We start from the raw sequence: 25744 nt of genomic DNA on the forward strand, positions 1-25744 counted from the left end.
ACGGGGACGCCCGCCCTGTTTTCGGCAAATGCCAACGGCGAGTGAGAGCGTCCTACGGCTACTTCTCGGCGCATTCGGCTAGCCTTTCCCCGCGACGGGGTGCGGGAAACCACTCTCAGGGTGATTATCACTCGGCGTGCCGAGTGTGGCGATCGTTGACGCACCCCTGGTGACTGCCTACCGTCGACAAGGCAGGTCAAGGACGGAGGTCGGCGTGAGAAGCAGCGGCGACGGTACGGCTGGGGGTGCCCCCGGACTCGGTGTCGGGGGGAGCGGTCCGTACCCTTCCCCGGGCTCTCCAGCACGCTCGAGCAGGGGGTACCCCCAGCAGAGCAGCGCGGCCGACCACGCTCCGCAGCGACCGGCGGCCGTGCCGAGCAGCGGAGGGGCGACGTCCATGGCGTCCGAGCAGATCGGCTATCGCGGTCCGACGGCCTGCGCGGCCGCCGGCATCACCTATCGGCAACTGGACTACTGGGCCCGCACCGGGCTGGTGGAGCCGAGCGTGCGGCCCGCACACGGGTCCGGCACGCAGCGTCTGTACAGCTTCCGGGACGTCGTCGTCCTGAAGATCGTCAAGCGGTTCCTCGACACTGGGGTGTCGCTGCAGAACATCCGCACCGCCGTGCAGCACCTGCGGGAGCGCGGGTTCAGCGACCTGGAGCGCATGACGCTGATGAGCGACGGCGCCACGGTCTACGAGTGCACCTCGCCGGACGAGGTCCACGCGCTGCTCCAGGGCGGTCAGGGCATCTTCGGGATCGCTGTGGGCGTGGTGTGGCGGGACGTCGAGAGCGCGCTGTCGCAGTTGCACGGGGAGCGTGTCGACACCGGGGAGACGCTCGTCGGGCACAATCCGGCGGACGAACTGGCCCGTCGGCGCAACCGGGCGGTCTGACACCCGACACCCCTCCTGGGGCGCTGGGGGCGGCTGTACGACGTCATTGTCAGTGGCGTGGTGCAGCATCGGACATGTGAGAAACGCGCCCACGATCCTGCATCTCGACATGGATGCCTTCTTCGCCCAGGCGGAGCAGGCGTCCAAGCCGAGCCTGCGCGGGAAAGCCGTGGTCGTGGGGGGTCTGGGGCCCCGTGGAGTGGTCGCGACCGCCTCCTACGAGGCGCGGGTCTTCGGAGTGCACTCGGCGATGCCCATGGCCCAGGCGCGCCGACGGGCTCCGAACGCCGCGTATCTGGTCCCGCGCTTCGCGTTCTACCGGTCGATCAGCGAGCAGGTCATGGGGCTGCTGCGGGCGCTGTCGCCGCTGGTGGAGCCGCTGAGTCTGGACGAGGCCTTCGTCGACCTGGATGCCGGGGGAGCGGCCTGGGACAGCGAGTCGGCGCGGCTGGCGGGGATCAGGCTGCGCGCGGACATACGGGCCGTCACCGGGCTCACGGGTTCGGTGGGCCTGGCTTCCTGCAAGATGCTGGCGAAGATCGCCTCGGAGCAGGCGAAGCCCGACGGGCTGGTGCTCATCGAGCCGGGGACCGAGCGGGCCCTGCTCGGGCCGCTGTCGGTGCGGACCCTGCCGGGGGTCGGCCCGGCGACGGGGGACCATCTGCGCCGGGCCGGGATCACCACGATCGACGAGATCGCCGAGGCGGGTGAGGACGAGCTGGTGCGGCTGCTGGGCAAGGCGCACGGGCACGCGCTGTACGCCATGGCGCTGGCCCGCGACGACCGGCCCGTGGTGGCGGAGCGGGAGACCAAGTCGGTGTCGGTCGAGGACACGTACGACGTGGACATCCACGACCGGGTCCGGGTGGAGCTGGAGGTGCAGCGGCTCGCGGACCGGTGTGTGCGCAGGCTGCGGGGGGCCGGTCTGTCGGGGCGGACCATCGTGCTGAAGGTGCGGCGGTACGACTTCTCCACGCTCACCCGGTCCGAGACCCTGCGCGGGCCCACCGATGATCCGGCGGTGGTCCGGGAGGCGGCGGCCCGGTTGCTGGACTCGGTGGACACGACGGGCGGGGTGCGGCTGCTCGGGGTGGGCGTCAGCGGGCTGGCGGACTTCACGCAGGAGGATCTGTTCGCGCAGGCCGCCGAGGACCGGGCGGACGGGTCCGAGGAGGAACTCGCGGACGAGCCCGTCGGCGAGGTGCCGGTACCGGTCGAGCGCCAGTGGCGCCCAGGACACGACGTGCGGCATGCCGAGCTCGGACACGGTTGGGTGCAGGGCAGCGGGCTGGGCCGGGTCACCGTGCGGTTCGAGACGCCCGAGTCGGAGCCGGGACGGGTGCGTACCTTCAGGACCGACGATCCGGGGCTGGAGCCGGCGGATCCGTTGCCGTTGGTGCGACGAAGACCTGAGGACGACGGTGGCGGAACGGCGGCGGGAGCGCCGCGTCCGGAGGCGAAGCCGTCGGGGGTGGAGTCCGGGAACTCCGCGTGAGGCGGATCAGTTACACAGAGTGAAGCGGTTCGAAGTGTGGGGTGCGTCGGAGCGGTGGCGGTGTCCCGAGAGGCGACACCGGTGACGGATGGGGAGCTGCATGAAGCTGCACGGAGGCCAGTTCGCGGACCCGGCGGGGGCGTCGCCGGAGCGCGAAGCGGAGATGGGCCGGGTGGTGGACCGGGTCACCCGGTGGGCGGGGAACCGGAGCGACGTGGTGGGGCTGCTGCTCGTCGGGTCCTTTGCGCGCGGGGCCGCGCGTCCCGACTCGGATGTGGACCTCGTGGTGTTGTCGACGGCGCCTGCCCGATACGCGGAGGACGACGGGTGGGCACGTGAGCCGGCCCTGGGGGAGGTGGTCCGGGTCCAGGAACGGGGGTCCGTCACCGAATGGCGGTATATGACCGCCTCCGGTCTGCAGGGCGCGGTGGTGATCGGTTCCGCCCACTGGGCGCGGACCGATCCGGTCGATGCCGGCACCCGAAGAGCCGTCACGGACGGCGCCCGGCCGCTGTACGACCCTGCCGGGATTCTCGGGGCGCTGCTACAGGCCTGCGGCTGAGGGGCCGAGAGGGTTCAGCTGTCGTCCGTACCCGCCAGTCGGCCGAAGTCGCGGTCGGGGAGCGGGGGAGCGGCGCCCACGTCGAGGCCGTAGTGGTGGTAGAGCTGGAGCTCCTGTTCGGGGGAGAGGTGGCGACCCACGCCGAAGTCGGGAGCGTCCTTGATCAGGGCCCGTTCGAAGGGGATGCGCAGGGTGCCCTCGACCAGTTGGCTGGGCTCCAGGGGGACGAAGGCGTCGCGGGAGAACAGACCGGTGCGTATGGCCGCCCACTCCGGAACTCCGGTGGCGTCGTCGAGATAGACCTCGTCGACCGTGCCGATCTTGGTGCCGTTGCGGTCGAACGCCTTGCGGCCGATCAGGTTGCGCGGATCGATGTCGGTCTGCACGGGCCCTCCACTTGGTCGCAACTCATCCGTAAGCACTACAAAAGAGCACATTGGGATGAGCGGCCACTCGAGCGAGTCTCGTTGACCCCGCTGGTAGTCTGACAACGGCTGCTGACACCGCGCGGGAGAGTCCTCCGGACATCACCGGAGGCGCCGAAGGAGCAAATCCTCCCCGGAATCTCTCAGGCTCACGTACCGCACGGACGAGGTCACTCTGGAAAGCAGGGCGGTTGCCGACGGCGTCGACGGCTTCCGCTCTCACCGACGGTGAAAGCCGGGTGCCCTCGGGCGGCCCGGTGAAGCTCTCAGGTTGAGATGACAGAGGGGGAGGCCGTCCGGGTACCCACCGTGGTGACCCTCGAAGGTCGTGTCAGACCAGGAGGCCTCCGTAATGACCGCCCACCGCATTCCGCTCACAGAGCTCGAGCAGGGAATCCCCTTCGAACAGCGCCACATCGGGCCCGACCTCGAAGCGCGGGCCAAGATGCTCGCACAGGTCGGCTACGGCTCGCTCGACGAGCTCACCGCCGCAGCGGTCCCGGATGTGATCAAGAACGCCGACGCGCTGGACCTGCCGGGCGCGCGCACCGAGGCCGAGGTGCTGGCCGAGCTGCGCTCGCTGGCCGACCGCAACCAGGTCCTCGACTCGATGATCGGCCTCGGCTACTACGGGACGTTCACGCCGCCCGTCATCCTGCGCAACGTCATGGAGAACCCGGCCTGGTACACGGCCTACACGCCGTACCAGCCGGAGATCTCCCAGGGCCGGCTCGAGGCGCTGCTGAACTTCCAGACCGTCGTCGCCGACCTCACCGGGCTGCCGACCTCCGGTGCGTCGCTGCTCGACGAGGGCACGGCGGCCGCCGAGGCGATGGCGCTGTCCCGGCGCATGGGGAAGAACAAGAAGGGCCTCTTCCTCATCGACGCGGACGCGCTGCCGCAGACCATCGCCGTGATCGAGACCCGCGCCGAGCCGACAGGCGTGGAGATCGTCGTCGCCGACCTGAGCGACGGGATCCCGGCGGAGATCGCCGCGCGGGAGATCAACGGCGTGCTCGTCCAGTACCCCGGCGCCTCCGGTGCCGTACGTGACCTCAAGGCGCTCGTCGACCAGGCGCACGGGCTCGGCGCGCTCGTCACCGTCGCCGCGGATCTGCTCGCGCTGACGCTGCTGAAGTCGCCGGGCGAGTTGGGGGCGGACATCGCCGTCGGAACGACGCAGCGGTTCGGCGTGCCGATGGGCTTCGGCGGGCCGCACGCCGGTTACATGGCCGTCCGCGAGCAGTTCGCGCGCAGCCTGCCCGGGCGGCTGGTGGGCGTGTCGGTGGACGCCGACGGGCACAAGGCCTACCGGCTCGCGCTCCAGACGCGTGAGCAGCACATCCGGCGCGAGAAGGCCACCAGCAACATCTGCACGGCGCAGGTGCTGCTGGCGGTGATGGCGGGGATGTACGCCGTCTATCACGGTCCCGACGGGCTGCGGGCGATCGCCCGGCGCACGCACCGGTACGCCTCCATCCTCGCCGCCGGGCTCGAGGCCGGTGGTGTCGAGGTCGTGCACGGGTCGTACTTCGACACGCTGACCGTACGGGTGCCGGCGAAGGCCGCCGAGGTCGTCGCCGCCGCGCGGGAGCGCGGGGTCAACCTGCACCTCGTCGACGCCGACCAGGTGTCGATCGCCTGCGACGAGACGACCGCGCGGGCGCAGGTGTCCGCCGTCTGGGCCGCCTTCGGGGTGGACGGCGACATCGAGGCGCTCGACGCGGCCACCGCCGACTCCCTGCCCGCCGGGCTGCTGCGGTCCGACGCGGTGCTGACGCATCCCGTCTTCCACCAGCACCGTTCCGAGACCGCGATGCTGCGCTACCTGCGCAGGCTCGCGGACCGGGACTACGCGCTGGACCGGGGCATGATCCCGCTGGGCTCCTGCACCATGAAGCTCAACGCGACCACCGAGATGGAGCCGGTCACCTGGCCCGAGTTCGGGCAGCTGCACCCCTTCGCGCCGGCCGAGCAGGCGGAGGGCTATCTGACGCTCATCCGCGAGCTGGAGGAGCGGCTCGCCGAGGTCACCGGGTACGACAAGGTGTCGCTCCAGCCGAACGCCGGGTCGCAGGGCGAGCTGGCCGGGCTGCTCGCCGTCCGCGGGTACCACCGGGGCAACGGCGACGAGCAGCGGACCGTGTGCCTCATCCCGTCCTCCGCGCACGGCACGAACGCGGCCAGTGCCGTGATGGCGGGCATGAAGGTCGTCGTCGTGAAGACCGCCGAGGACGGCGAGATCGACGTCGAGGACCTGCGGGCGAAGATCGAGCGGCACCGGGACGAGCTGTCGGTGCTGATGATCACCTACCCGTCGACGCACGGGGTGTTCGAGGAGCACGTCGCCGACATCTGCGCCCAGGTGCACGAGGCGGGCGGGCAGGTGTACGTCGACGGCGCCAACCTCAACGCGCTCGTCGGTCTCGCCAAGCCGGGGCACTTCGGTGGGGACGTCTCGCACCTGAACCTGCACAAGACGTTCTGCATCCCGCACGGCGGCGGCGGCCCGGGCGTCGGACCGGTCGCCGTACGGTCGCACCTGGCGCCGTATCTGCCGAACCACCCGCTGCAGCCCGCCGCCGGGCCGGAGACCGGGGTGGGGCCGATCTCCGCGGCTCCCTGGGGTTCCGCCGGGATACTGCCGATCTCGTGGGCGTATGTGCGGCTCATGGGCGGCGAGGGGCTCAAGCGGGCCACGCAGGTGGCCGTGCTGAGCGCCAACTACATCGCCAAGCGGCTGGAGCCGCACTACCCGGTGCTCTACAACGGGCCGGGCGGGCTGGTCGCGCACGAGTGCATCATCGACCTGCGGCCGCTGACCAAGGCGACCGGCGTGAGCGTCGACGACGTCGCCAAGCGGCTCATCGACTACGGGTTCCACGCGCCGACGATGTCGTTCCCGGTGGCCGGGACGCTGATGATCGAACCGACCGAGTCCGAGGACCTGATCGAGATCGACCGTTTCTGTGAGGCGATGATCGCCATCCGTGCGGAGATCGAGAAGGTCGGGGCGGGCGCATGGCCGGCCGAGGACAACCCGCTGCACGGTGCCCCGCACACCGCGGCCGCGCTGGGCGGGGAGTGGGAGCACGCGTACACGCGTGAGGAGGCCGTCTTCCCGGCCGGTGTGTCGGCCGCCGACAAGTACTGGCCGCCGGTGCGCCGGATCGACCAGGCCTTCGGCGACCGGAACCTGGTCTGCTCGTGCCCGCCGCTGGACGCGTACGAGGACTGAGCCGGTGCGTGAGGGCCCCCGTCCGTTCCGGGCGGGGGCCCTCACGCGTGCTAGGCCGTCGCCAGGGACACCTCGGTCGCCTTGATCAGCGCGATGACGTCGGAGCCGACGAAGAGGCCGAGGTCGGTGGCTGCTTCCTTGGTGATCACCGAGGTGAGTTCGCCCCCGTCCATGGAGACCTTCACCGAGGCCATGACCTCGCCCGTCACCAGGCCGGTGATCGTGCCGGTGAGCTGGTTGCGGATCGAGAGGCCGTCGACCCGGCCGGTGGCCAGGGAGACCTCCGTCGACTTCACCAGGGCGCGGACGGCGGTGCCCGCGGCCAGGGCGAGCTGGTTCACGGCCTCCAGCGTGATGGCCGCCGTGAGGTCCTGGCCGCCGTCCAGACGGATCTTGACGGTGGCCATCACCTCGCCGGGGCGGACGGCGGTGACGGTGCCGGGGAGTTGGTTGCGGATGCTCAGGCTCATGAGCGTCAACGGTAGGCCGCGGGTCGCCTTATGCGGGTTATGTGCGGGTATGCGTCGTCCTGGCGGCGTCGGGAGGGTCGGGTCGGAGCTCTTCGTTTCGTCCCGGGACGAAACGCCCGGGACGGGTCAGCCGGTGTGGACGCGGGGGCGGCGGTCGCGGTCCGGTTCGGCCTCGCGCAGGACCTCCCGGGTGACCGGGGCGACCTCGCCCTGGCCGAACAGGAAGAAGCGCAGGAAGTTGGCGAAGGGGTTGCCCTCGGTCCACTCGAAGTAGATGTGCGGGATGCAGCCGGTGGAGTCACGGGTGTTCAGCAGCAGCGCGGCCAGGGCGTTGGAGATGGAGGAGGACTCCAGGGTCAGGACGCGGTAGCGGCCGTGCAGCACCTCGCCGCGTACGGTCAGGCCGGACTCGAACTCGGAGGGGTCGACGACGGTGACCTCGACGAAGACGAAATCCTCCCCCGGGATGTCATTGTCCTGCCGGATCTGTTCGATCTTGTCGCGGTACTCGGCCTTGTCGCGTTGGTCGGGCTCGTTGGCGATGAACCGTATCTTGCGGCTGGCCATGTCCCGGATGAAACGTTCCGCCATCGGGTCCAGCGTCACGCTGGTCACCCGGAGCTCGAAGGCTCGGGCCAGCCGGGACAGCAGCGAGACCAGGATGATGCCCGCGATGAAGCAGGCGCCGATCTTGACGCCGTCGGGGCGCTCGATGACGTTCACGACGGTCACGTAGAGCAGGACGGCCGAGATCGCGGCGAAGCCGACCGTCCAGCCCCGCTGCCGGGCGCGGCGGGCGGCGATGGTCACCGCGATCGCCGCCGAGGACATCAGGACCAGTACGCCGGTGGCGTAGGCGCCGCCCTGGGCGTCGACGTCGGCGTCGAAGATCCAGGTGACCAGGAAGGCGACGAGGGTGAAGACGATGACCATGGGGCGGACGGCGCGGGCCCAGTGCGGGGCCATGCCGTAGCGGGGGAGGTAGCGCGGCATCAGGTTGAGCAGCCCGGCCATCGCGGAGGCGCCGGCGAACCACAGGATGGCGATCGTCGACACGTCGTACACCGTGCCGAAGGCGTTGCCCAGGTACTCGTGGGCGAGATACGCGAGGGCGCGCCCGTTGGCCTGGCCGCCGGACTCGAACTCCCTCTCCGGGATCAGCACCGTGGTGATGAAGCTGGTGGCGATCAGGAAGACGCTCATGATCAGGGCGGCGGTCGTCAGCAGCTTCTTGGTGTCCCGGATGCGGCCCCTGGGGTGCTCCGCGGTGTCGTCAGGGTCGCCCTGGACGTGCGGCATGACCGCCACGCCGGTCTCGAAACCGGACAGGCCCAGCGCGAGCTTGGGGAAGACCAGCAGGGAGACACCGATCATCGCGAACACGTTGCCGTGTTCGGCGGTCAGCGCGTCGGCCCAGTCGGTGACCACATGGCCCTCGGTGATCACATGCCACAGGCCGACGGCCACGACGACGACGTTCAGACCGAGATAGACGACGACCAGCGCGACCGCGACGCCGATGGCCTCCAGGAACCCCTTGAGGAACACCGCTCCCAGCAGGGCGACGAGGACGAGCGTGATCACCATCTGCCGGTCGTGCAGGGTGCTGGTCAGGTGCGGGTTCTCGACCAGGTGGGTCGAGGCGTCCGCCGCGGACAGGGTGATCGTGATCAGGAAGTCGGTGGCGGCGAACCCGAGCAGGGTCAGGACGAACAGCTTGCCCTTCCAGAAGGACAGCAGCCGTTCCAGCATCGCGATCGAGCCCTCGCCGTGCGGACTCTCCTCGGCGACGCGCCGGTACACCGGCAGGGCGCCCACCAGGGTGACGACGACCAGCACGATCGTCGCCACCGGCGAGAGCAGGCCGGCCGCGAGGGCGGCGATACCCGGCTGGTAGCCGAGGGTCGAGAAGTAGTCGACGCCGGTCAGGCACATCACCCGGTACCAGCGTTGGCCCTTGTGCTCGGGCGCGGCCTCGGTGGCCGGGGCCGTCCGGGGAGTGTGGCCCTTGCCCATGTCGGACAGGCCCTCCAGCATCCAGGCGCGCAGGCGACCGGGAGGAGGGTGCTCGGTGGTGGCCATCGGGCGCTCCTGAGGTGCGGATCGGCGTGTGGTTTCGGCCATCACGCGGACGGCGGAATCAGCGTAAGCGGAGAGTGACGCCTGGGCCCTTGGATCATGGGCGGCACGGCGTCAAGCTTCCGTTAAGACTGGTCGCGGGGTGGACACGCAGCGTGACGCACCGCCCGGTTTGTTTCCGGCCGTCGGATCATTGCCCCTGCTCGCTTCGTAATGTTCGCCGATTGATCCGAATGTTTCGATGCCCATTGGCGCCTCGCTGAGCCTTCTCCCGTGAAAAGACCCCCGGATTCCCTGTGTTCAAGGGGTTGCCACCCGTCGGAGGGTGTCTCTAGGGTGCGGCAGCAGCGAAGCTTTCTGGATCTGGTTCGAAACTTTCGATCTATCAAGGAGCGCATGATGGGCGACCCGGCACTCTCCCGCCGCGGCTTTCTGGCGGCCTCCGCCGCGGCCGGTCTGAGCATGACGGCACTGAGCGCCTGCGGCGGCGACTCGGACGGAGGGTCGTCGGGGACGACCACCATCGAGTGGTGGAACATCTCCACCACCCAGCCGACCAAGGACGTCTGGGCCGGTCTCGCCAAGCAGTTCGAGGCCCAGAACCCCAAGGTGAAGATCAAGATCGTGCAGTTGGAGAACGACGCCTACAAGTCGAAGATGACGGCGCTGACCGCCTCCGGGAAGCTGCCCGACATCTTCCACACCTGGGGCGGCGGTGTCCTGCAGCAGCAGGTCGACGCCGGGCTCGTCGAGGACCTCACGGAGCGGACGAAGGAGTGGGCCGACGGCCTGCTCCCGGTCGCCCGCGAGCCCTACCTGCTCGACAAGAAGGCGTACGGTGTCCCGTTCGACATCGGCATGATCGGGTTCTGGTACAACAAGGCGCTCTTCAAGCAGGCCGGGATCAGTGCTCCCCCGACCACCTGGAGCGGCTTCCTCGACGCGGTGCGCAAGCTGAAGGCCGCCGGGATCACGCCGCTCGCGCTGGCGGGCAAGGAGAAGTGGCCCGGAATGTACTACTGGGCGTATCTCGCGATGCGCACCGCCGGTGTCGACGCCCTGCGCACGGCCGGGGACGACAAGGACTTCACCGGGGACGGGTTCGTCCAGGCCGGGCAGCACCTCCAGGACCTGGTCGATCTCCAGCCGTTCCAGAAGGGCTTCCTCGGCGCCGCCTACTCCAGCCCCACCGGCCAGGCCGCCGCCGTCGGCAACGGCAAGGCGGCGATGGAACTCATGGGCCAGTGGGCGCCGGTGGTGGAGGCCGACGCGGGCAAGGGGCTCGGCGCGAACCTCGGCTTCTTCCCGTTCCCGGCGGTCGACGGCGGCAAGGGTGTGATCACCGAGGTGTTCGGCGGAGGCGGCGGGCACGCCCTGCGCAAGGACGCCCCGCAGGCGGCCGTCGACTTCCTGAAGTTCTTCGCCACCGCCGCCACGGACACCGAACTGGTCAAGAAGACCGGGGTGCTGCCCGTCGTACCGGCCGCCGAGAGCGCCATCGCCGACCCCAACATCAAGGCCGTACAGGCCCAGTTGAAGGCCGCCACCGGCTTCCAGCTCTACCTCGACCAGGCCTACGCGCCGGCCCTCGGCCAGGAGGTCAACGACAGCGTCGCCGCCCTCATAGCCGGGTCCAAGTCGCCTCAGCAGGTCACCGAGTCGATCACCAAGGTCGCGAAGGAAGAGCAGTAGCAGGCGATGACCTCCACCTTCCTTCCGGACAAGCGCAGCGGCCCGGACGTAGGCCCGCCGCCCCCGTCCGCCGGCTCGGGCCGGAGCCGGACGCGGCGGCGGGCGCGGCACTGGCTCACCGCCGTCGGCTTCCAGGTGCCCGCGCTGGTGCTCTTCGGCACGCTCGTGCTGCTGCCGATGCTCTTCGCGCTGTACGCCTCGTTCTTCCGCTGGGGCGGCTTCGGCATGCCCGACGACTACATCGGCGGCGACAACTTCTCCCGGCTCTTCCAGGACCCGGTGTTCCTGGGCGACCTGTGGCGCTGTCTGCTCCTGGTCGGGCTCTCGCTCGTCCTCCAGCTGCCGTTCGCGCTCGCCCTCGCGGTCGCGCTCAACCAGAAGATCCGCGGCCGGGCCGTGTACCGGATGCTGTTCTTCGCGCCGTACATCCTCTCCGAGGCGATCACCGGCGTGCTGTTCAGCATGATCTTCGCCCCGGACGACGGTCTCGCCGACCACGTCCTGGGGGCGATCGGTCTGGACGGGGTGGGCGGCCAGTGGTTCGCCGACCCCTCCACCGTCATGGCCACCCTCTTCCTGGTCATGACGTGGAAGTACTTCGGCTTCCACATGATGCTCTACCTGGCCGGACTCCAGTCCATCCCGGCCGAGTTGACGGAGGCGGCCCTGATCGACGGAGCGGGTCCCTGGCAGCGCTTCCGCAACGTCACCCTGCCGCTGCTCGCGCCGACCCTGCGGATCAGCGTCTTCCTGTCGGTCATCGGCTCGATCCAGCTCTTCGACCTGGTGTGGGTGGTCACCGCGGGCGGCCCCGACCACCACTCCGAGACGATGGCCGTGACCATGTTCCAGTACGGCTTCAAGCGCTACCAGGTCGGCTACGCCAGCGCGATCAGCGTGGCCATGTTCGGTATCAGTCTCGTCTTCGCCCTCGCCTACCAGCGGTTCGTGCTCCGCCGGGACCTTCAGGGCGCCACCACGACCATGCGAGGAGGCGGCGCGTGAAAACCCGTGAGACCGGCCGGAGCACCCGCCGTACCGGCCGGACGCTTCCCCTGCACCTCGTCCTCGGGCTCGTCGGCGCGGTGATGGCCGTACCGCTCGGCTACGCCGTGCTGTCCGGCTTCAAGTCCACCGACCAGCTCTCCCGCAACCCCATCGGCCTGCCCGATCCCTGGGTCACCTCCAACTACACGGACATCCTCGGCTCCGGCTCCTTCTGGCAGCTCGTCGGCAGCAGCACGCTCATCGCGGCCGGTACGACCGTGGTGGTCGTCGCGGTCTCGGCGCTGGCCGCGTTCTCCTTCGCCCGGTTCGCCTTCCGCGGCCGGGAGGTGCTCTTCACCCTGTTCACGATGGGGCTGATGTTCCCCTTCGCGGTGGCGGCACTGCCCCTGTTCCTGCTGCTGCGGTCGATGGGCCTGCTGGACAACCCGCTCGGCGTGATCCTGCCGCAGGCCGCCTTCGGGCTGCCGATGACCATCGTGGTCCTGCGCGGGTTCTTCCGGGAGATCCCCGCCGAGCTGGAGGAGGCGGCCACCCTCGACGGCTGCGGGCCCCTGAAGTTCTTCTGGCGGATCCTGCTGCCCATGGCCAGGCCCGCCCTCGGCACGGTCTCCGTGCTCGCCGTGGTCGGCAGCTGGAACAACTTCCTGCTGCCGCTGCTGGTCTTCAACGAGCCCACCTGGTGGACCGTCCCGATCGGCGTCCAGCAGTTCCAGGGCCAGTACTCCGCGGAGTACGCGCGCGTCTTCGCCTACCTCGTGCTCGCCATGGTGCCCGCCCTGGCGTTCTACTCCGTCGCCGAGCGTCAGCTCGTCGGCGGCCTCACCGCCGGCGCCACCAAGGGATGACGCGCGCCCGCGGACCCGTACGGCTCACCCCTACCGTGAGGAGTCGCACCATGCCCAGCACCGCCGCCCGCACCCGGCTCAGACTCGCCGGCGCCCTCGCAGCCGTCCTGGTCGCCTCCGGTGTCGCCACCGGACCGGCCGCCCAGGCGCACGAGGGCCCGGCGCACGGAAAGCCGCGGACGACCCTCGCCGACCTCGCGCAGCGCCACGGCCGCTACTTCGGCAGCGCCACCGACAACCCCGAACTCACCGACACCGCCTATACGAAGATCCTGGGCGAGGAGTTCGACATGATCACCCCGGGCAACGGCATGAAGTGGTACGCCACCGAGCCGCAGCAGGGCGTCTTCGACTGGACGGCAGGCGACGAGATCGTCGACCTCGCGCGCGACCACCACCAGAAGGTCCGCGCCCACACCCTCGTCTGGCACAGCCAGCTGCCCGGCTGGCTGACCGGCAAGGAGTGGACGGCGGACGAGCTGCGGGCCGTCCTGAAGAACCACATCCAGACCGAGGTACGCCACTACCGGGGCAAGGTCTACGCCTGGGACGTCGTCAACGAGGCGTTCAACGAGGACGGCACCTACCGCGAGACGGTCTTCTACAAGACCCTCGGCCCGGGTTACATCGCCGACGCCCTGCGGTGGGCCCACCAGGCCGACCCGAAGGCGAAGCTCTACCTCAACGACTACAACATCGAGGCGGTCGGCCCGAAGAGCGACGCCTACTACGCCCTGGCCAAGGAGCTGAAGGCCCAGCGCGTCCCGCTCGACGGCGTCGGCCTCCAGGCGCATCTCGCCCTCCAGTACGGCTATCCGACGACCCTGGAGGACAACCTCCGCCGCTTCTCCCGGCTCGGCCTGGACACCGCGCTCACCGAGGTCGACGTTCGGATGCTGCTGCCCGCGACCGACGAGAAGCTGGCCCAACAGGCCGACTGGTACCGGGACATGACCGAGGCGTGCCTCGCGGTGCGGCGGTGCGTCGGCATCACCGTCTGGGACTACACCGACAAGTACTCGTGGATCCCGGCGTTCTTCCCCGGCCAGGGCGCGGCGCTGCCCTGGGACGAGCAGCTCGCGCCGAAGCCGGCCTACCGGGCGATCCGGGAGGCGCTCAGCTAGGGCCCGTCCGGCCGGACAGGCCCTGGGCGCCGCGCGGCGGCGCGGTGCTCGAGCGGATCACCAGCTCCGTGCCCAGTTCCACCCGCGGCGAGTCGGGGCGCTCGCCGCGGGCCAGGCTCAGGACGGTGCGGGCGGCCAGTTTGCCCATGTCGGCGAGGGGCTGGCGGACGGTGGTCAACGGCGGGGCGGACCAGCGCACTTCCGGAAGGTCGTCGAAACCGACGACGCTCATGTCCTCCGGGGCCCGCAGCCCGCGCCGGCGCAGCGCCTCGATCGCGCCGAGCGCCATCTGGTCGCTGGCCGCGAACAAGGCGGTCGGCGGTTCGGGCAGGCCGAGCAGGGCGGTGCAGCCGGTGAAGCCCGACTCGGGGCGGAAGTCGCCGGGGACGACGAGGGTCTCGTCCACGGCGACACCGGCCGCCTCCAGCGCGGCCCGGTAGCCGTCGTAGCGGGCGCGGGAGCACAGCAGCCGGGGCGGTCCGGCGATCAGGCCGATCCTCCGGTGGCCCAGCGACAGCAGATGCTCGGTGGCCGCCAGGCCGCCCGCCCAGTTGGCGGCGCCGATGGTCGGGGTGTCGACGGCGGGGGAGCCCATCGGGTCGACGACGACCAGCGGGACGCCCAGGATGCGCAACTGCTCGTGCAGGGTGGGTTCGAGGGCCGAGGTGACGAGGATGACGCCGTCGGAGGCGCGGGCGCGCAGGTTGCGCATCCACTCGCGGGCGTCGCCCGAGCGGCCGTGGATCGCCGACACCACGGTGCCCACCCCGGCAGCGTGGGCGACCTCCTCGACCCCCCGGATGATCTCCACCGCCCAGGGGCTGTCGAGGTCGTTGAAGACCAGGTCGAGCAGCGCGGCCCGGGTGCGGGCGGCGGCGGGGCGCTTGCGGTAGCCGTGCTGCCGCAGCAGGTCCTCGACCCGGGCCCTGGTTCCCGGGGAGACGTCGGAGCGGCCGTTGACGACCCGGGACACGGTCGGTACCGAGACGCCGGCCTGGCGGGCGATCTCCGTGATCGTGATTCTGCCCCGGGACACGGGCACGGTGTCGTCCGCTGTCACTTCCCCACCTCCGTCGCGTGGTTCCGGACGGTGCGCCGAAACTTCCAGAAGTCTTCCGGAACATGCGCGGTCGTGGGAAGACATACAGGGGGTATGCACCAGGCCGAGACGGGGCGACTACGCGGAGTGAGCGGCCGTGAACGCGCGTCGGGGCCGGTTCGCGGTGGTCTCCGCGGGCCGGCCCCTCATGTCTGCGGACGGCGGTCCCGCGCCGTCCGGCTGAGGCTCAGGCGGCGGTCACGACCCGGTGAGGGGCGATGACCCGGCCGTCCGGCAGGAGCTCACCGGTGTCCTCGAAGAGCAGGACGCCGTTGCACAGCAGGCTCCAGCCCTGCTCCGGGTGGTGCGCCGTGAGGCGCGCGGATTCCCGGTCGGCTGAGGTCGCTGTCGGGCACGGTGGCTGGTGCTGGCACATGGATGGGAACTTCCGCTCTGGCGTGAGGTCTGAGATGGCTGTGGTGTCTGTTCCGCGGCGTGAAACGTCGTTCATGGCCGCCCCCCGTTGTGATAAGTCCGTCGGAACCCAGTGTTGCCCCACGGAGGTCGTTCCGCAGGGATTTCGCGGCACCGCTTCTCACAGGTTCATGACGCATCACCCGCGCGGGCGGTTCATCTCAACCGCACTGTCACTTCGGGTGGTTCCTGGTGGCCGAATGGGGCTAGTCCGCGTCGCCCGGGAGGCTCTCGGGTCACCGGACCGCGCCGTACCCCGCCACCGGGGCCGCGGTGACGGGGTACGGGGTGCGGGGGTGCGGGGGTGCGGGGTCGACCGGTCGGGTGGCCGAACGGTCAGGCCGGTGAACCGAGCAGCGGCGGGGTCGCGGGGGTGACACGGAGGGTGAGCAGCGGAAGCAGCTCGGCGACCCGGTGCGCGCGGTGTGCGGCGATCCCCGGCGGTGCCGGGGCCAACGGCACCAGGAGGTCGGTCGGTGCGGGATGCCCCGTGGTGCCGTCCGACGAACTGTCCCCGTGCAGCCAGAGGGTGAGCATGTAGAGCCCGGGCACCGACAGCAGCCGCGGCTGGAACGGCTGGGCGGTCGACTCGGCCTGGCGTAGGGCGCGTTCGGTGGAGGCGATGTACGGGCCTTCGAAGAAGTGCGAGAACGCCCAGCCGTCCGGGGTGAGCCGGGTCTCGGCCGCGGCCACGGCGCGGTCGCCGCAGCGGATCAGGAAGCGCCAGCCGGCCAGCCGGGTCGCGGCCACGCCTTCGGGGGCGATCCGGTCCAGGACGTGCAGGGGCAGCGGGAGTTCGGGCGTGACATCACCCTGAGCGGTGCGCAGGGAGGGCGTACGAGCCTCGCGGACCGCGGTGGGGGAACCGAGTGCCATGAGGACGGAGCGAAGGGCGGGCGCGGGAGCCGGGGGGACATGCAAAGGCATGGTGGGTCGCCTCTCATTCGACAGGCACGGTGGCGCGAGGGCGTGGGCGGACGGCGCTGTCAGCTAGCTCTCGAACAGGTCGGAGAGGCAGGGACCGGAGTCTGGGGATGCGGGGGTGCGCGAGCGGCCTGCCGTCACCTCGACGACAGGCTCCTTCGACTGTGGGCGCCAACCTTCTCTGCCTTGTTCGCGGAGTTTATACGACATGTGTTCAGACTGTGTTTCGTCTAGTCGATGCCGGGACACTCGGCAAGGGTTCATTCGGTCGGCGATAGGGGTGAATCATCCCGATTCAGAGCGGGGTGCGCGGCGATGACCTCGGCTTATGTGTGTCACGCGGTCGGCGTATTTCAGTCGGCGTTTTTCACGAGTTCCGTATTTCGTGAAAGGGCCTTCGGCCGCATGCCCCGTGAATGTGCCAGCGGTCACCGCCGGTGGCTTTCGGTCAGCGTAGCGGGTGCCGGGCCGCCTGGGGGACGTTATCGATCGGCCCGGCTGGGCATCATCCCACCTGACCCGGATCATCCGGCGGCCGGGATCGCCGGTCCGCCCACGCGAGGAGGGACGCTTCGATGGGGGAAAAGGTCGTGGCAGGCGCGTTCGACCTGTCCGATCGTCAGCACTACCGGGACAAGCTCCGGCGGTGCCTGACGGGGCTCGAGCGGCTCCTGGCCCAGAAGCGCTTCGACCGCCCCAAGAACCTCATGGGGCTCGAGATCGAACTGAATCTCGCGGGTGCCGACGGCCAGCCGAGAATGCTGAATGGGCAAGTACTGGAGAGGATCGCGAGCCGCGATTTCCAAACAGAACTCGCCATGTTCAATCTGGAAGTGAACATAGCCCCACATCGATTGGGGGGCCGGGTATTCGATCGACTCGCGGAAGAACTCCGTACGTCACTGGCATATGCCCACCGAAAGGCGGCCGAGGTCGACGCCGGTATCGTGATGATCGGTATTCTGCCCACGCTCGACCGCGACGACCTGGTCTCGTCGAACCTTTCCGAGGTCGATCGCTACACGCTCCTCAACGACCAGATCGTGGCCGCCCGGGGTGAGGACTTCGTCCTGGAGATCGACGGGGTCGAGCGGCTGTCGTGCACCTCGAAGTCGATCGTGCCCGAAGCGGCCTGCACCTCCGTGCAACTGCACCTCCAGGTCACGCCGGGCCGCTTCGCCGCGGTGTGGAACGCCGCGCAGGCGGTCACCGCCGCGCAGATCGCCGTCGGCGCCAACTCGCCCTTCCTGTTCGGTCACGAGCTGTGGCGGGAGTCGCGGCCCCCGCTGTTCCAGCAGGCCACCGACACCCGGCCGCCGGAGCTGCAGGCGCAGGGCGTACGGCCGCGGACGTGGTTCGGGGAGCGATGGATCGGCTCGGCGTACGAGCTGTTCGAGGAGAACCTGCGGTTCTTCCCGCCGCTGCTGCCGATCTGCGACGACGAGGACCCGTTGGAGGTCCTGGACGCGGGCGGGGTGCCCTCGCTCGCCGAGCTCGTCCTGCACAACGGTACGGTCTACCGCTGGAACCGGCCCGTCTACGGCATCGCCGACGGCGTTCCGCACCTGCGGGTGGAGAACCGTGTCCTGCCCGCCGGGCCGACCGTGACCGACGTGGTCGCCAACGCGGCCTTCTACTACGGCGTGGTCCGGGCCCTGGCCGAGGAGTCCCGGCCGGTGTGGTCCCGGCTGCCGTTCGAGGCGGCCGAGGCCAACTTCGACGCGGCCTGCCGGTACGGGATCGAGGCGCGGCTCCAGTGGCCGCGGCGCGGGCGGCTGGGCGGCGTGGCCGAGGTGGACGCGGTGAGTCTCGTACGGGACGAGCTGCTGCCGCTGGCCGAGGCGGGGCTGGACGGGTGGGGCGTGGAGCCGGCCGACCGCGACTTCTATCTGGGGGTCATCGAGGAACGGTGCCGGCGGCGGACCAACGGGGCGACCTGGCAGGTGGCGACGTTCCACCGGGCGGTGGAGGCGGGGTTGTCGCGGGACGCGGCGCTGGCGGCGACCACGCGGCGGTACGCGGAGCTGATGCATCTGGGGGAGCCGGTGCATACGTGGCCTGTGGGGTTGCCGGAGCCTGCGTCCTTGGGGTGAGGCGGGGTGGGGTTCGGCGGCTCGGGAGCGCGGGATCCCCGGGAGCCCCGGGGAGTTCGGTGGTTCGTCGGCTGCGGGGCGGTGGGGGCTGGTCGCGCAGTTCCCCGCGCCCCTGGGTGGGGTCGGTAGCGGGTGGGGATTCCGGCTCGGGTGGGCTTTCGTGCTGACAGGTGGAGATTCCGGCTCGGGTGGGTTTCGTGCCGAACGGTGGGGATTCCTGCTGGGGGCGGGTTTCGCGTCGGCCCGTGGGGGCTTTTGAGGGGATCAGTCCTCGTTGCCCTGGGTTCCTGCTGCCACTATCGCCTTGAGGATCACCGTGTGGATCTGGGAGGGGTCGGTCACCGACTGGCCCGAGCCGCCCGTCGCCCCGGCTATCTGGGCGGCCTCCTCGCGGTCCGCGTCGGGGCCGACCGCGATCATGATGAGAGGGACGGGGCGTTCGGGGCTGGCGAGTTTCCGGAGTTCGGTGAGGAGGGCGGTGCGGGAGATGCTGCCCGGGTCCTGGTTGACGCCGTCGGTCAGGATGACCAGCGCGTTGAACTTGCCCTTCACGTAGGAGGCGGTGGCCTGCCGGTACGCGGCGAGAGTCGTGTCGTACAGGCCGGTCGCGCCGTCGGGGACCGGAGACAGGTCGCCGAAAGCGGCCGACAGCCTGTCGCGCTGGGTGTCGCCGGCGGCGGTGTCGCCGAGCCGTTCGGTGGGGACCAGGACGCGGTAGTCCTTGTCGCCGTCCAGCTTGGTGGAGAACTCCCACAGACCGATCTCGTCCTGCGGGGTGAAGGTGGCGAGGGCCTGGAGGAGCGAGGACTTGGTGACGTCCATGCGGGAACGGCCCGTCCCGGGGACCGGCTCGGACATGGACGAGGAGGCGTCGACGACCGTGGTGAGCCGGGCGCTCTGCACCGTGATCGTCCACGTCCCCAGCGTCTCCTCGACGGCCGTGTCCGACGCGGGCCGGGCGGCGGGCTCGGCGAACGGCTGCGGGCCGCTGCCGCCGGCCGCGGCCACCAGGGTCTGCGGGGCGTCGTAGTCGGACGTCCGAAAGCCGTGCTTCTGGAGGAGTTTCTGCTGCTCGGGGCGGCGCAGAAAGGTCATGAACCGGATCGCCGCCCGGCTCTCGTCGGTGCTCAGCCGGGTCTTGTCGACCAGCGTGTACGGGTAGTCGAGCCGCGGTGAGCCGTCCTTCGGATAGAACAGGTCGAGGCCGGTGCCCGCGTCCGCCGACGCGTTGTGCGTGAACGAGGCCTGCTCGGTGACGACGACCGCCCGGTTGCGCCGGGGACTGCCCTGCTCGGCGCCCGAGGCATCGCGCGGCAGCGTGTCCAGGACCTGGGCGTCGGTGTCCGACGTCCGCTGGGACAGCGTCTTCATCAGGGCGGCGGCCTGGGTGTCCCCGTCCTTGACGCCGGCCGCGGCGGCGCCGATCTGCGTCAGCGCGAGCAGCCCGGTCGCGCTGCGCGCCGGATCGGCCGCGCCCAGCCGCAAGGAGCCGTCCTGAAGGGTGGCCCCGGCCAGCTCCAGCCAGGAGTACGTCTTCTTCGGCCAGCCCAGCGACTTCGCGGCCGCCGGGACCATCGCCACCGCGACGGGGGTGGAGGCCACGTTGCCCACCGGGGTCACCCGGGTCGCCTTGCGGTTGGCGGTGATCCGCTGAACCCACAGGTCCGAGTCGGCCACCCACACCTGCGCGTCCGGGTCCTTGCCCGCCGCCAGCGTCTCGGCGACGTTGGACGACTCGCGCGCCGTGACGCCGATCTCGAGGCACTGTCCGTCGGAGGTGAGGCCGCTGTCCTCGGCCCGCTTCGCCGCGACCGTGAGCGCCGGGGCCACGTCCGGGGAGGCGGCCACGGTCAGTCGTACGGGGTGGTCGCGGCAGGACGAGCCGAAGGAGAGTAATCCGCTGCGCACGGCGGCCGCGGCACCCCCGGCGACCGTGAGCACGAGGGCGGTCGCGAGGGCCACGGTGCGGCGGCGGATCCGAGGACGGGGGTCGCTGCCGCCCGCCCCGTACTGATCGGGCAAGCTGTGACGTCCCATGTCGGTGGTGCCCCTCCCTGTCGGCCCCTGTGGCGGATTTCCGCCGCACGGCCTGCGAAGGGGAGGTACGCCCCGTACGGCGCCCGTCCCCCCGGACGGCCTGTCACGCACGATCTTCGTAACTTCTTTCGAGACCCTAGCGAGGCAGGGGTGGGGATGCGGCGGGTTTACGCAACTGGAGGCAAGTGTGCAGGTGGAGGCAGGGTAGGTGGCTGATTCTTTTCCGCGGGAGCAGCTCTCGCGACGGATTTTCCGCAATGAGACACTGCTCGTTCTGGGGGTTTCGCTCGGTGCGAGCGGTGTGTCGGCCCTGATCAGTTTTGTCGGATCGGTCACCGAGCCGGGCGGCCTCAAGGACCAGGCGGCGACCCTCAACGCCTCGGCCGCGCCCGGTCGTCCATGGCTCGATCTCGCCTGGCAGCTGTTCTGGATCGCCAAGGCGCTCGTCCCGGTGGCCCTGGTCGCGCACTTCCTGATGCGCGAGGGCCAGGGGCTGCGGACCCTGGGCTTCGACCGCACCCGGCCCTGGCCGGACCTCGGTCGCGGGGCGGCGATCGCGGCGGTGATCGGCAGCACCGGCATCGCCTTCTATCTGGCGGCGCGCGGCCTCGGCTTCAACCTCACGGTGGTGCCGGAGGCGCTGCCCGACGTGTGGTGGAAGTACCCCGTGCTGATCTTGTCCGCGATGCAGAACGCGATCCTCGAAGAGGTCATCGTCGTCGGCTATCTGCTGCGCCGGCTGGGGCAGTTGGGCTGGACTCCGGGCACCGCGCTCGTGGCCAGCGCCGTGCTGCGCGGCTCCTACCACCTCTACCAGGGCATCGGCGGCTTCCTCGGCAACATGGCGATGGGTGTGGTGTTCGTCTACCTCTACCGGCGCTGGGGCCGGGTGGGTCCCCTGGTGGTGGCGCACTCCCTGCTCGACATCGGAGCCTTCGTGGGATACGCGCTGCTGGCGGGGAAGGTGGGGTGGCTGCCGACGGCGTGAGCCGGCCCCGGGTGTCCCCGCCGGACAGCACTCAGGCGAGCAGTTCGCCCTCGATGACCGTGACCGCTCGGCCGCTCAGCAGGGTGCGCTCGCCGCACAGTTCGGTGCGGACCCGGCCGGCCCGGGGCGAGGCCTGGAGGCCGGTCAGGGCGGTGCGGCCGAGCCGCTCGGCCCAGTAGGGCGCCAGGGCGGTGTGCGCGCTGCCCGTCACCGGGTCCTCGTCGATGCCGACGTTCGGGAAGAAGCAGCGGGAGACGAAGTCGTATCCCAGGTCCGGGTTCTCGGCGCGGGCGGTCGCGATGATGCCGCGGCGGGAGTGGGCGCCCAGGGCCTTGTGGTCGGGCCGCAGGGCGTGGACGGTCTTCTCGTCGGCCAGCTCGACCAGCAGGTCGCCGACGTGCGGGCCGGTGTCGACACACGCAAGCGGTTCGGCGCCCAGGGCGTCCGCGACCCCGGCCGGGATCTCGACCCTGGTCAGCGGGGCGGTCGGAAAGTCCAGGGTGATCGAGCCGTCCTCGGCCGGCGTCGCGACGAGGACACCGCTGCGGGTGGCGAAGCGCACCGGGCCCTCGTGGGCGCCCGTGGTGTGCAGGACATGGGCCGTGGCGAGTGTCGCGTGGCCGCACATGTCGACCTCGGCGACGGGCGTGAACCAGCGCAGGGCCCAGTCCGCCTCGCCGCCCTCGGGGAGCGGGTGGGCGAACGCCGTCTCGGCGTGGTTGACCTCCAGGGCCACGTTCTGGAGCCGGTTGTCGTCCGGGAAGGCGTCCAGGAGCAGGACGCCGGCCGGGTTGCCGGTGAAGGGGCGGTCGGTGAAGGCGTCGACGATTCGAATGCGCATGCCGGTGACGGTAGGCGCTGGGCACAGCCGCCGACCAAGGCCAATCCGAGAGTCCTGGCCCGGATTCCCCCGGGCTTCGCCGCGAATGGGCCTCGGCCGGGCATGCGCCGGGCCTCGCCGCGCGTCCGCCGTGGCCGGGTCTGCGCCGGGCGTCGTCGCGAGCATGCTGGGGCCGGTTTGCCGTCGGCGCTGCTGGGAGCACGTCATGGCGGCGCGGCGCCGGGTTCCTTCGGCGTCCGCCGTGGCCGGGTGTGCGCCGGGCGTCGTCGCGAGCATGCTGGGGCCGGTTTGCCGTCGGCGCTGCTGGGAGCACGTCATGGCGGCGCGGCGCCGGGTCCCTTCGGCGTCCGCCGTGGCCGGGTCTGCGCCGGGCGTCGTCGCGAACATGCCGGGGCCGGTTCGCCGCTGATCCTGCCCGGAGCACGTCGTGGCGGGGGTGCGCAGACCCCCTGCCGGGCCTTCGTGGCCGGGTCTGTGGTGCTCGTGCCGGCAGCGCCCGTGGCCGGGTTGCGCTGTCCGTCGTCCGGCACGCCGAGGCGTCTCGTGCGGGGGCCTCGCAGGGCACCCGGGGCGAAACCCTGGGATCCTGAGGGTGAGGAGCGCGACCCATGACCTGACGACCACGGGCGGTGAGCGCCATGGCTGGGCTCGAGGAGAGCGGCACCGATCCGGCGGCGTCCTACGCCGATCCGCAGGGCGATCCGTTTCTGCGCACTCGGTTCGTCATACCGGCCCGGCCGGAGACGTTCCTGCGGCGCGAGCGGCTGGTCAGGCATCTCGACGAGGCGCTGCGCACCCCGTTGACGATGGTCAACGGCGCTGCGGGCGCGGGCAAGACGCTGCTGGTCGCCGACTGGGCCGCGGCCCGTGACCGGCCCGTCGCCTGGCTCACCACGGACGCGGCGGAGCAGGGCCCGGGCATGTTCTGGGCGTACCTGCTGCATGCCCTGCGCGCCTGCGGGACGTCGCTGCCCGCAGAGATCGGCTGCCCCGCGGACGCGAGCCGCGTGCCCCCCAACCTGCTGGCGCGGCTCGCCGCCGAGCTGAGCACCCGCGACCGGCCCGTGATCGTGGTGCTCGACGAGTTCGACCGGGTGATCGACCCGGAGATCGCGGACCAGCTGGAGTTCGTTCTGCACCACGCCGGGGACGGCCTGCGCCTGATCCTCGTCACCCGTACGGAGCCGCTGCTGCCCCTGCACCGCTACCGGGCGGCAGGCGACCTGACCGAGATCCGGGGCGCGGAGCTGGCGTTCACCGCCGAGGAGGCGGCCGAGCTCCTCGGCCTGCACGGACTGCGGCTTCCGGCGCACGCGACGCACGGTCTCGTGGAGCGCACCCGGGGCTGGGCCGCCGGACTGCGGCTGTGCGCCCTCGCCGCACGGGAGAACCCGGATCCGGAGCTCTATCTCAAGGAGTTCGAGGCCGACCGCACCACGGTCGCCGACTTCCTGCTCGCGGAGGTGCTCAGACGCCAGCCGCCCGAGACACAGGACCTCCTGCTGCGGGTCAGCGTCCTCGACCGGTTCCGCCCCGAGCTGGTGAACGCGCTGACGGAGCGCACCGACGCCGGGCCCATCCTCGCCGGGCTCTACCGCGAGAACGCCTTCGTCGAGCATCTCGGCCAGGACTGGTACCGCCTCCACCCGCTCTTCGGCGAGATCCTCCAGGCCCATCTGCGGGTGCGCTCACCCGGCCTGGAGCCCGAACTGCACCGGCGGGCCGCGCACTGGCTGCGGGGCTCCGGAGCCCTCACGGAGACGCTGTGCCAGGGCGCCGCCGCGGGGGACTGGGAGTTCACCGCCGGAGCCCTGATCGACGACCTCGCCATCGGCTGGCTCTTCACCGGCCTGCGCTCCGACGAACTCGCCGAGCTGTTCTCCCGGATGGGACCGGAGGCCGCGGGCCCCGCGACGGACCTGGTCCGTGCCGCCGGCGACCTGTCCCGGCGCGATCTCGACCGGGGCCTGAGGCACCTGCGTCGCGCCGAGCAGGGCCTGACGGCCGAACTGGGCCTGACGGCCGGGCCCGGCGATGCGGCGGAACAGGCACTGACCGCCGAGTGGAGTCCGGCAGGCGAGGAGCCCGGCCTGGTGGCGGCCCGCTTGAGCTGCGCCCTGCTCGAGGCGTTGGCCGCCCGGCTGACCGGCGCGCCGGGGCGGGCGGAGCGGGCCGCGACGGCTGCCGAGACGCTGTGCGACCAGGCGCCCGCCCACCTGCTGGAGAGGCATCCCGAGCTCACCGCGCTGCTGCTGGCCCATCTGGGCTCGGCTCGCCTGTGGGCGGGGCGGTTCGACGACGCGTCCGCCGCTCTGTCACGGGTCGCAGGCGCCTCGGCGGGCGCTTCGACGGCACTCGCCCGCGAGGACTCGCTCGGTCGGCTGGCTCTGATCGACTACCTGAACGGCTGGCTGGGCAGGGCGGAGCGGAAGGCCCGGGCGGCGGTGACCGAGACGGAGCGGTACGGGCTGCCCCAGCCGTCCGGTTCCGGCATGGGGCGGCTGGTGCTGGCCGCCGTCGCCGTGGACCGTGACGACCTGGGCCGGGCGCGGGCGCTTCTCGCCGAGGCGGCCGAGTCGTACCCGGCGCTGCGGGACCCGGTCATGGAGGCGGGCCGGGCGATCGCGACCGCCCGTCTGCATCTGGCCCGCGGCGACATCCGAGCCGCTCTCGAAGCGGCGGAACGAGCGGTGCCGGCCGCCGTGATCTCCCCCTGGGCGGCGGGCCAGACGGCGCTCGTCGTCTCCGCCGCGCATCTGGCGGGAGGCCGGCCGGAGACCGCTTTCGAGGTGTTGCGGCCGCTGTCCGACGAGCAGCCGGCGTGCGCGGTGGGGGCCGCGCGGGCCCAGCTCGCGGCGGGTCGACCCAGGGAGGCGATCGACCTGCTCGACGGCGTACGGTCCGAAGGCGGCGCGGGCCCCGCGGTGACCGTCCGGGCCCTGCTGGTGAGAGCACAGGCGGCGGACGAGTCGGGGGACGCGGTCAGCTCGCGCCGACTCGTCGCCCAGGCCCTGCGCGAGGCGCGGCGGGACGGGCTGCGACGGCCCTTCGTCGAGGCCGGTCCGTGGATCCGCCCGTTCCTGGACGCCATGGCACCGCGGGTACCGGCGACGGACCGGGCCATCCCCGGAGCGGTGGCGTCCGACGGCCCGCCGCTCCCGCTCGTGGAGGAGCTGAGCGGACGCGAACGCGATGTGCTGGGCAGGCTCGCCCTGACGATGTCGACGGAGGAGATCGCCGCCGACCTGTACGTCTCCGTGAACACCGTCAAGACCCACCTGAAGAGCGTCTACCGCAAGCTGGCGGTCAACCGCCGCAACGACGCGGTGCGCCGCGCCCGCGAGCTGAACCTGTTGTGACCGAGGCCCTCGGACCCCTCAGGCTCGCCCGTGGCGGGTGAGGCGCCGACCGGGCTTCTCCGCTGCGATGGGGGTGTGGACACCTGCCCGCGGCCCCCTCATCCGACTTGTCCGATCCGTGCGGCCCGTGCGGCCCGTGCGACTCATCTGACT

At 71.2% G+C, this 25744-nt stretch carries 19 protein-coding genes and 1 riboswitch; of the genes, 11 read left to right on the forward strand and 8 right to left on the reverse strand.

Annotated features, from left to right (window positions below; all coding sequences use genetic code 11):
- The first annotated feature begins 214 nt into the window (after positions 1–214).
- The 3 genes from OG933_RS36025 (at position 215) to OG933_RS36035 (ending at position 2955) form a co-directional block, all read left to right on the forward strand.
- The gene (locus OG933_RS36025) at positions 215–898 is read left to right on the forward strand and encodes a MerR family transcriptional regulator (protein WP_078616156.1); all 684 of its coding nucleotides are present in this window, start codon (positions 215–217) and stop codon (positions 896–898) included.
- 76 nt (positions 899–974) lie between these two features.
- Positions 975–2393, forward strand: a complete 1419-nt coding sequence (locus OG933_RS36030; RefSeq protein ID WP_405631059.1) for a DNA polymerase IV — start codon at positions 975–977, stop codon at positions 2391–2393.
- A gap of 100 nt (positions 2394–2493) precedes the next feature.
- On the forward strand, positions 2494–2955 hold the full coding sequence (locus OG933_RS36035; RefSeq protein WP_405631062.1) for a nucleotidyltransferase domain-containing protein: 462 nt from the start codon (positions 2494–2496) through the stop codon (positions 2953–2955).
- 14 nt (positions 2956–2969) lie between these two features.
- Here OG933_RS36035 and OG933_RS36040 read toward each other — a convergent pair whose 3' ends face one another.
- A complete protein-coding gene (locus OG933_RS36040) occupies positions 2970–3341 on the reverse strand; it encodes a PRC-barrel domain-containing protein (protein WP_020133144.1) in 372 nt (123 codons plus the stop codon).
- 112 nt (positions 3342–3453) lie between these two features.
- A riboswitch (glycine riboswitch) is annotated at positions 3454–3549 on the forward strand.
- Positions 3550–3732: 183 nt separating this feature from the next.
- Between OG933_RS36040 and gcvP the strand changes: the two genes are divergently transcribed.
- Positions 3733–6618, forward strand: a complete 2886-nt coding sequence (gene gcvP, locus OG933_RS36045) for an aminomethyl-transferring glycine dehydrogenase (protein ID WP_405631065.1) — start codon at positions 3733–3735, stop codon at positions 6616–6618.
- A gap of 50 nt (positions 6619–6668) precedes the next feature.
- Here the strand turns inward: gcvP and OG933_RS36050 are convergent, their stop codons facing one another.
- The gene (locus OG933_RS36050) at positions 6669–7088 is read right to left on the reverse strand and encodes a TOBE domain-containing protein (RefSeq protein ID WP_362529319.1); all 420 of its coding nucleotides are present in this window, start codon (positions 7086–7088) and stop codon (positions 6669–6671) included.
- A gap of 126 nt (positions 7089–7214) precedes the next feature.
- The gene (locus tag OG933_RS36055) at positions 7215–9170 is read right to left on the reverse strand and encodes an amino acid transporter (RefSeq protein WP_405631067.1); all 1956 of its coding nucleotides are present in this window, start codon (positions 9168–9170) and stop codon (positions 7215–7217) included.
- Between the two features lie 396 nt (positions 9171–9566).
- Between OG933_RS36055 and OG933_RS36060 the strand changes: the two genes are divergently transcribed.
- The 4 genes from OG933_RS36060 (at position 9567) to OG933_RS36075 (ending at position 13836) form a co-directional block, all read left to right on the forward strand.
- The gene (locus OG933_RS36060) at positions 9567–10859 is read left to right on the forward strand and encodes an extracellular solute-binding protein (protein WP_405633607.1); all 1293 of its coding nucleotides are present in this window, start codon (positions 9567–9569) and stop codon (positions 10857–10859) included.
- 6 nt (positions 10860–10865) lie between these two features.
- Positions 10866–11864 carry a sugar ABC transporter permease gene (locus tag OG933_RS36065; RefSeq protein ID WP_362529314.1) on the forward strand — a complete coding sequence of 333 codons (999 nt, stop codon included), beginning with the start codon at positions 10866–10868 and terminating at the stop codon, positions 11862–11864.
- Between the two features lie 83 nt (positions 11865–11947).
- Positions 11948–12712, forward strand: coding sequence for a carbohydrate ABC transporter permease (locus OG933_RS36070; RefSeq protein ID WP_362529355.1), 765 nt, complete (start codon positions 11948–11950; stop codon positions 12710–12712).
- A gap of 50 nt (positions 12713–12762) precedes the next feature.
- Complete coding sequence (locus tag OG933_RS36075) at positions 12763–13836, forward strand: endo-1,4-beta-xylanase (RefSeq protein ID WP_362529311.1); 1074 nt, start codon at positions 12763–12765, stop codon at positions 13834–13836.
- Here OG933_RS36075 and OG933_RS36080 read toward each other — a convergent pair.
- The 3 genes from OG933_RS36080 to OG933_RS36090 all read right to left on the reverse strand — a co-directional run bounded on the left by OG933_RS36080 (position 13829) and on the right by OG933_RS36090 (position 16276).
- Complete coding sequence (locus OG933_RS36080; protein WP_405631070.1) at positions 13829–14896, reverse strand: LacI family DNA-binding transcriptional regulator; 1068 nt, start codon at positions 14894–14896, stop codon at positions 13829–13831. The genes OG933_RS36075 and OG933_RS36080 overlap by 8 nt on opposite strands.
- A gap of 226 nt (positions 14897–15122) precedes the next feature.
- Positions 15123–15311, reverse strand: coding sequence for a DUF5999 family protein (locus OG933_RS36085; protein ID WP_020132802.1), 189 nt, complete (start codon positions 15309–15311; stop codon positions 15123–15125).
- 374 nt (positions 15312–15685) lie between these two features.
- Positions 15686–16276: a hypothetical protein gene (locus OG933_RS36090; protein ID WP_028807326.1), complete on the reverse strand. Its 591-nt coding sequence runs from the start codon at positions 16274–16276 to the stop codon at positions 15686–15688.
- 572 nt (positions 16277–16848) lie between these two features.
- Between OG933_RS36090 and OG933_RS36095 the strand changes: the two genes are divergently transcribed.
- Positions 16849–18366, forward strand: a complete 1518-nt coding sequence (locus OG933_RS36095) for a glutamate--cysteine ligase (protein ID WP_405631073.1) — start codon at positions 16849–16851, stop codon at positions 18364–18366.
- A 264-nt stretch (positions 18367–18630) separates the two neighbouring features.
- On the opposite strand, the gene OG933_RS36100 is transcribed toward OG933_RS36095, so the two are convergent.
- Positions 18631–20403 (reverse strand): substrate-binding and VWA domain-containing protein, encoded by a 1773-nt coding sequence (locus OG933_RS36100; RefSeq protein ID WP_405631076.1) that lies wholly within the window; start codon positions 20401–20403, stop codon positions 18631–18633.
- Between the two features lie 208 nt (positions 20404–20611).
- Here OG933_RS36100 and OG933_RS36105 point away from each other — a divergent pair, with 208 nt between their 5' ends.
- Positions 20612–21391: a CPBP family intramembrane glutamic endopeptidase gene (locus OG933_RS36105; protein WP_028807327.1), complete on the forward strand. Its 780-nt coding sequence runs from the start codon at positions 20612–20614 to the stop codon at positions 21389–21391.
- A 31-nt stretch (positions 21392–21422) separates the two neighbouring features.
- On the opposite strand, the gene OG933_RS36110 is transcribed toward OG933_RS36105, so the two are convergent.
- Positions 21423–22232, reverse strand: a complete 810-nt coding sequence (locus OG933_RS36110; protein WP_405631080.1) for a PhzF family phenazine biosynthesis protein — start codon at positions 22230–22232, stop codon at positions 21423–21425.
- A 638-nt stretch (positions 22233–22870) separates the two neighbouring features.
- Between OG933_RS36110 and OG933_RS36115 the strand changes: the two genes are divergently transcribed.
- Positions 22871–25591, forward strand: coding sequence for a LuxR C-terminal-related transcriptional regulator (locus OG933_RS36115; RefSeq protein ID WP_405631083.1), 2721 nt, complete (start codon positions 22871–22873; stop codon positions 25589–25591).
- The last annotated feature ends 153 nt before the right edge of the window (positions 25592–25744 follow it).

The organism is Streptomyces sp. NBC_00016 (assembly GCF_045040885.1).
Classification (GTDB): domain Bacteria; phylum Actinomycetota; class Actinomycetes; order Streptomycetales; family Streptomycetaceae; genus Streptomyces; species Streptomyces coriariae.

Excerpts from the sequence above, each read along its gene's own strand:
- OG933_RS36035 (WP_405631062.1), top strand. The coding sequence starts at position 2,494 with ATGAAGCTGCACGGAGGCCAGTTCGCGGACCCGGCGGGGGCGTCGCCG.
- gcvP (WP_405631065.1), top strand. The coding sequence starts at position 3,733 with ATGACCGCCCACCGCATTCCGCTCACAGAGCTCGAGCAGGGAATCCCC.
- OG933_RS36050 (WP_362529319.1), bottom strand. The coding sequence starts at position 7,088 with ATGAGCCTGAGCATCCGCAACCAACTCCCCGGCACCGTCACCGCCGTC.
- OG933_RS36055 (WP_405631067.1), bottom strand. The coding sequence starts at position 9,170 with ATGGCCACCACCGAGCACCCTCCTCCCGGTCGCCTGCGCGCCTGGATG.
- OG933_RS36060 (WP_405633607.1), top strand. The coding sequence starts at position 9,567 with ATGGGCGACCCGGCACTCTCCCGCCGCGGCTTTCTGGCGGCCTCCGCC.
- OG933_RS36065 (WP_362529314.1), top strand. The coding sequence starts at position 10,866 with ATGACCTCCACCTTCCTTCCGGACAAGCGCAGCGGCCCGGACGTAGGC.
- OG933_RS36070 (WP_362529355.1), top strand. The coding sequence starts at position 11,948 with ATGGCCGTACCGCTCGGCTACGCCGTGCTGTCCGGCTTCAAGTCCACC.
- OG933_RS36075 (WP_362529311.1), top strand. The coding sequence starts at position 12,763 with ATGCCCAGCACCGCCGCCCGCACCCGGCTCAGACTCGCCGGCGCCCTC.
- OG933_RS36085 (WP_020132802.1), bottom strand. The coding sequence starts at position 15,311 with ATGTGCCAGCACCAGCCACCGTGCCCGACAGCGACCTCAGCCGACCGG.
- OG933_RS36090 (WP_028807326.1), bottom strand. The coding sequence starts at position 16,276 with ATGCCTTTGCATGTCCCCCCGGCTCCCGCGCCCGCCCTTCGCTCCGTC.
- OG933_RS36095 (WP_405631073.1), top strand. The coding sequence starts at position 16,849 with ATGGGGGAAAAGGTCGTGGCAGGCGCGTTCGACCTGTCCGATCGTCAG.
- OG933_RS36100 (WP_405631076.1), bottom strand. The coding sequence starts at position 20,403 with ATGGGACGTCACAGCTTGCCCGATCAGTACGGGGCGGGCGGCAGCGAC.
- OG933_RS36110 (WP_405631080.1), bottom strand. The coding sequence starts at position 22,232 with ATGCGCATTCGAATCGTCGACGCCTTCACCGACCGCCCCTTCACCGGC.
- OG933_RS36115 (WP_405631083.1), top strand. The coding sequence starts at position 22,871 with ATGGCTGGGCTCGAGGAGAGCGGCACCGATCCGGCGGCGTCCTACGCC.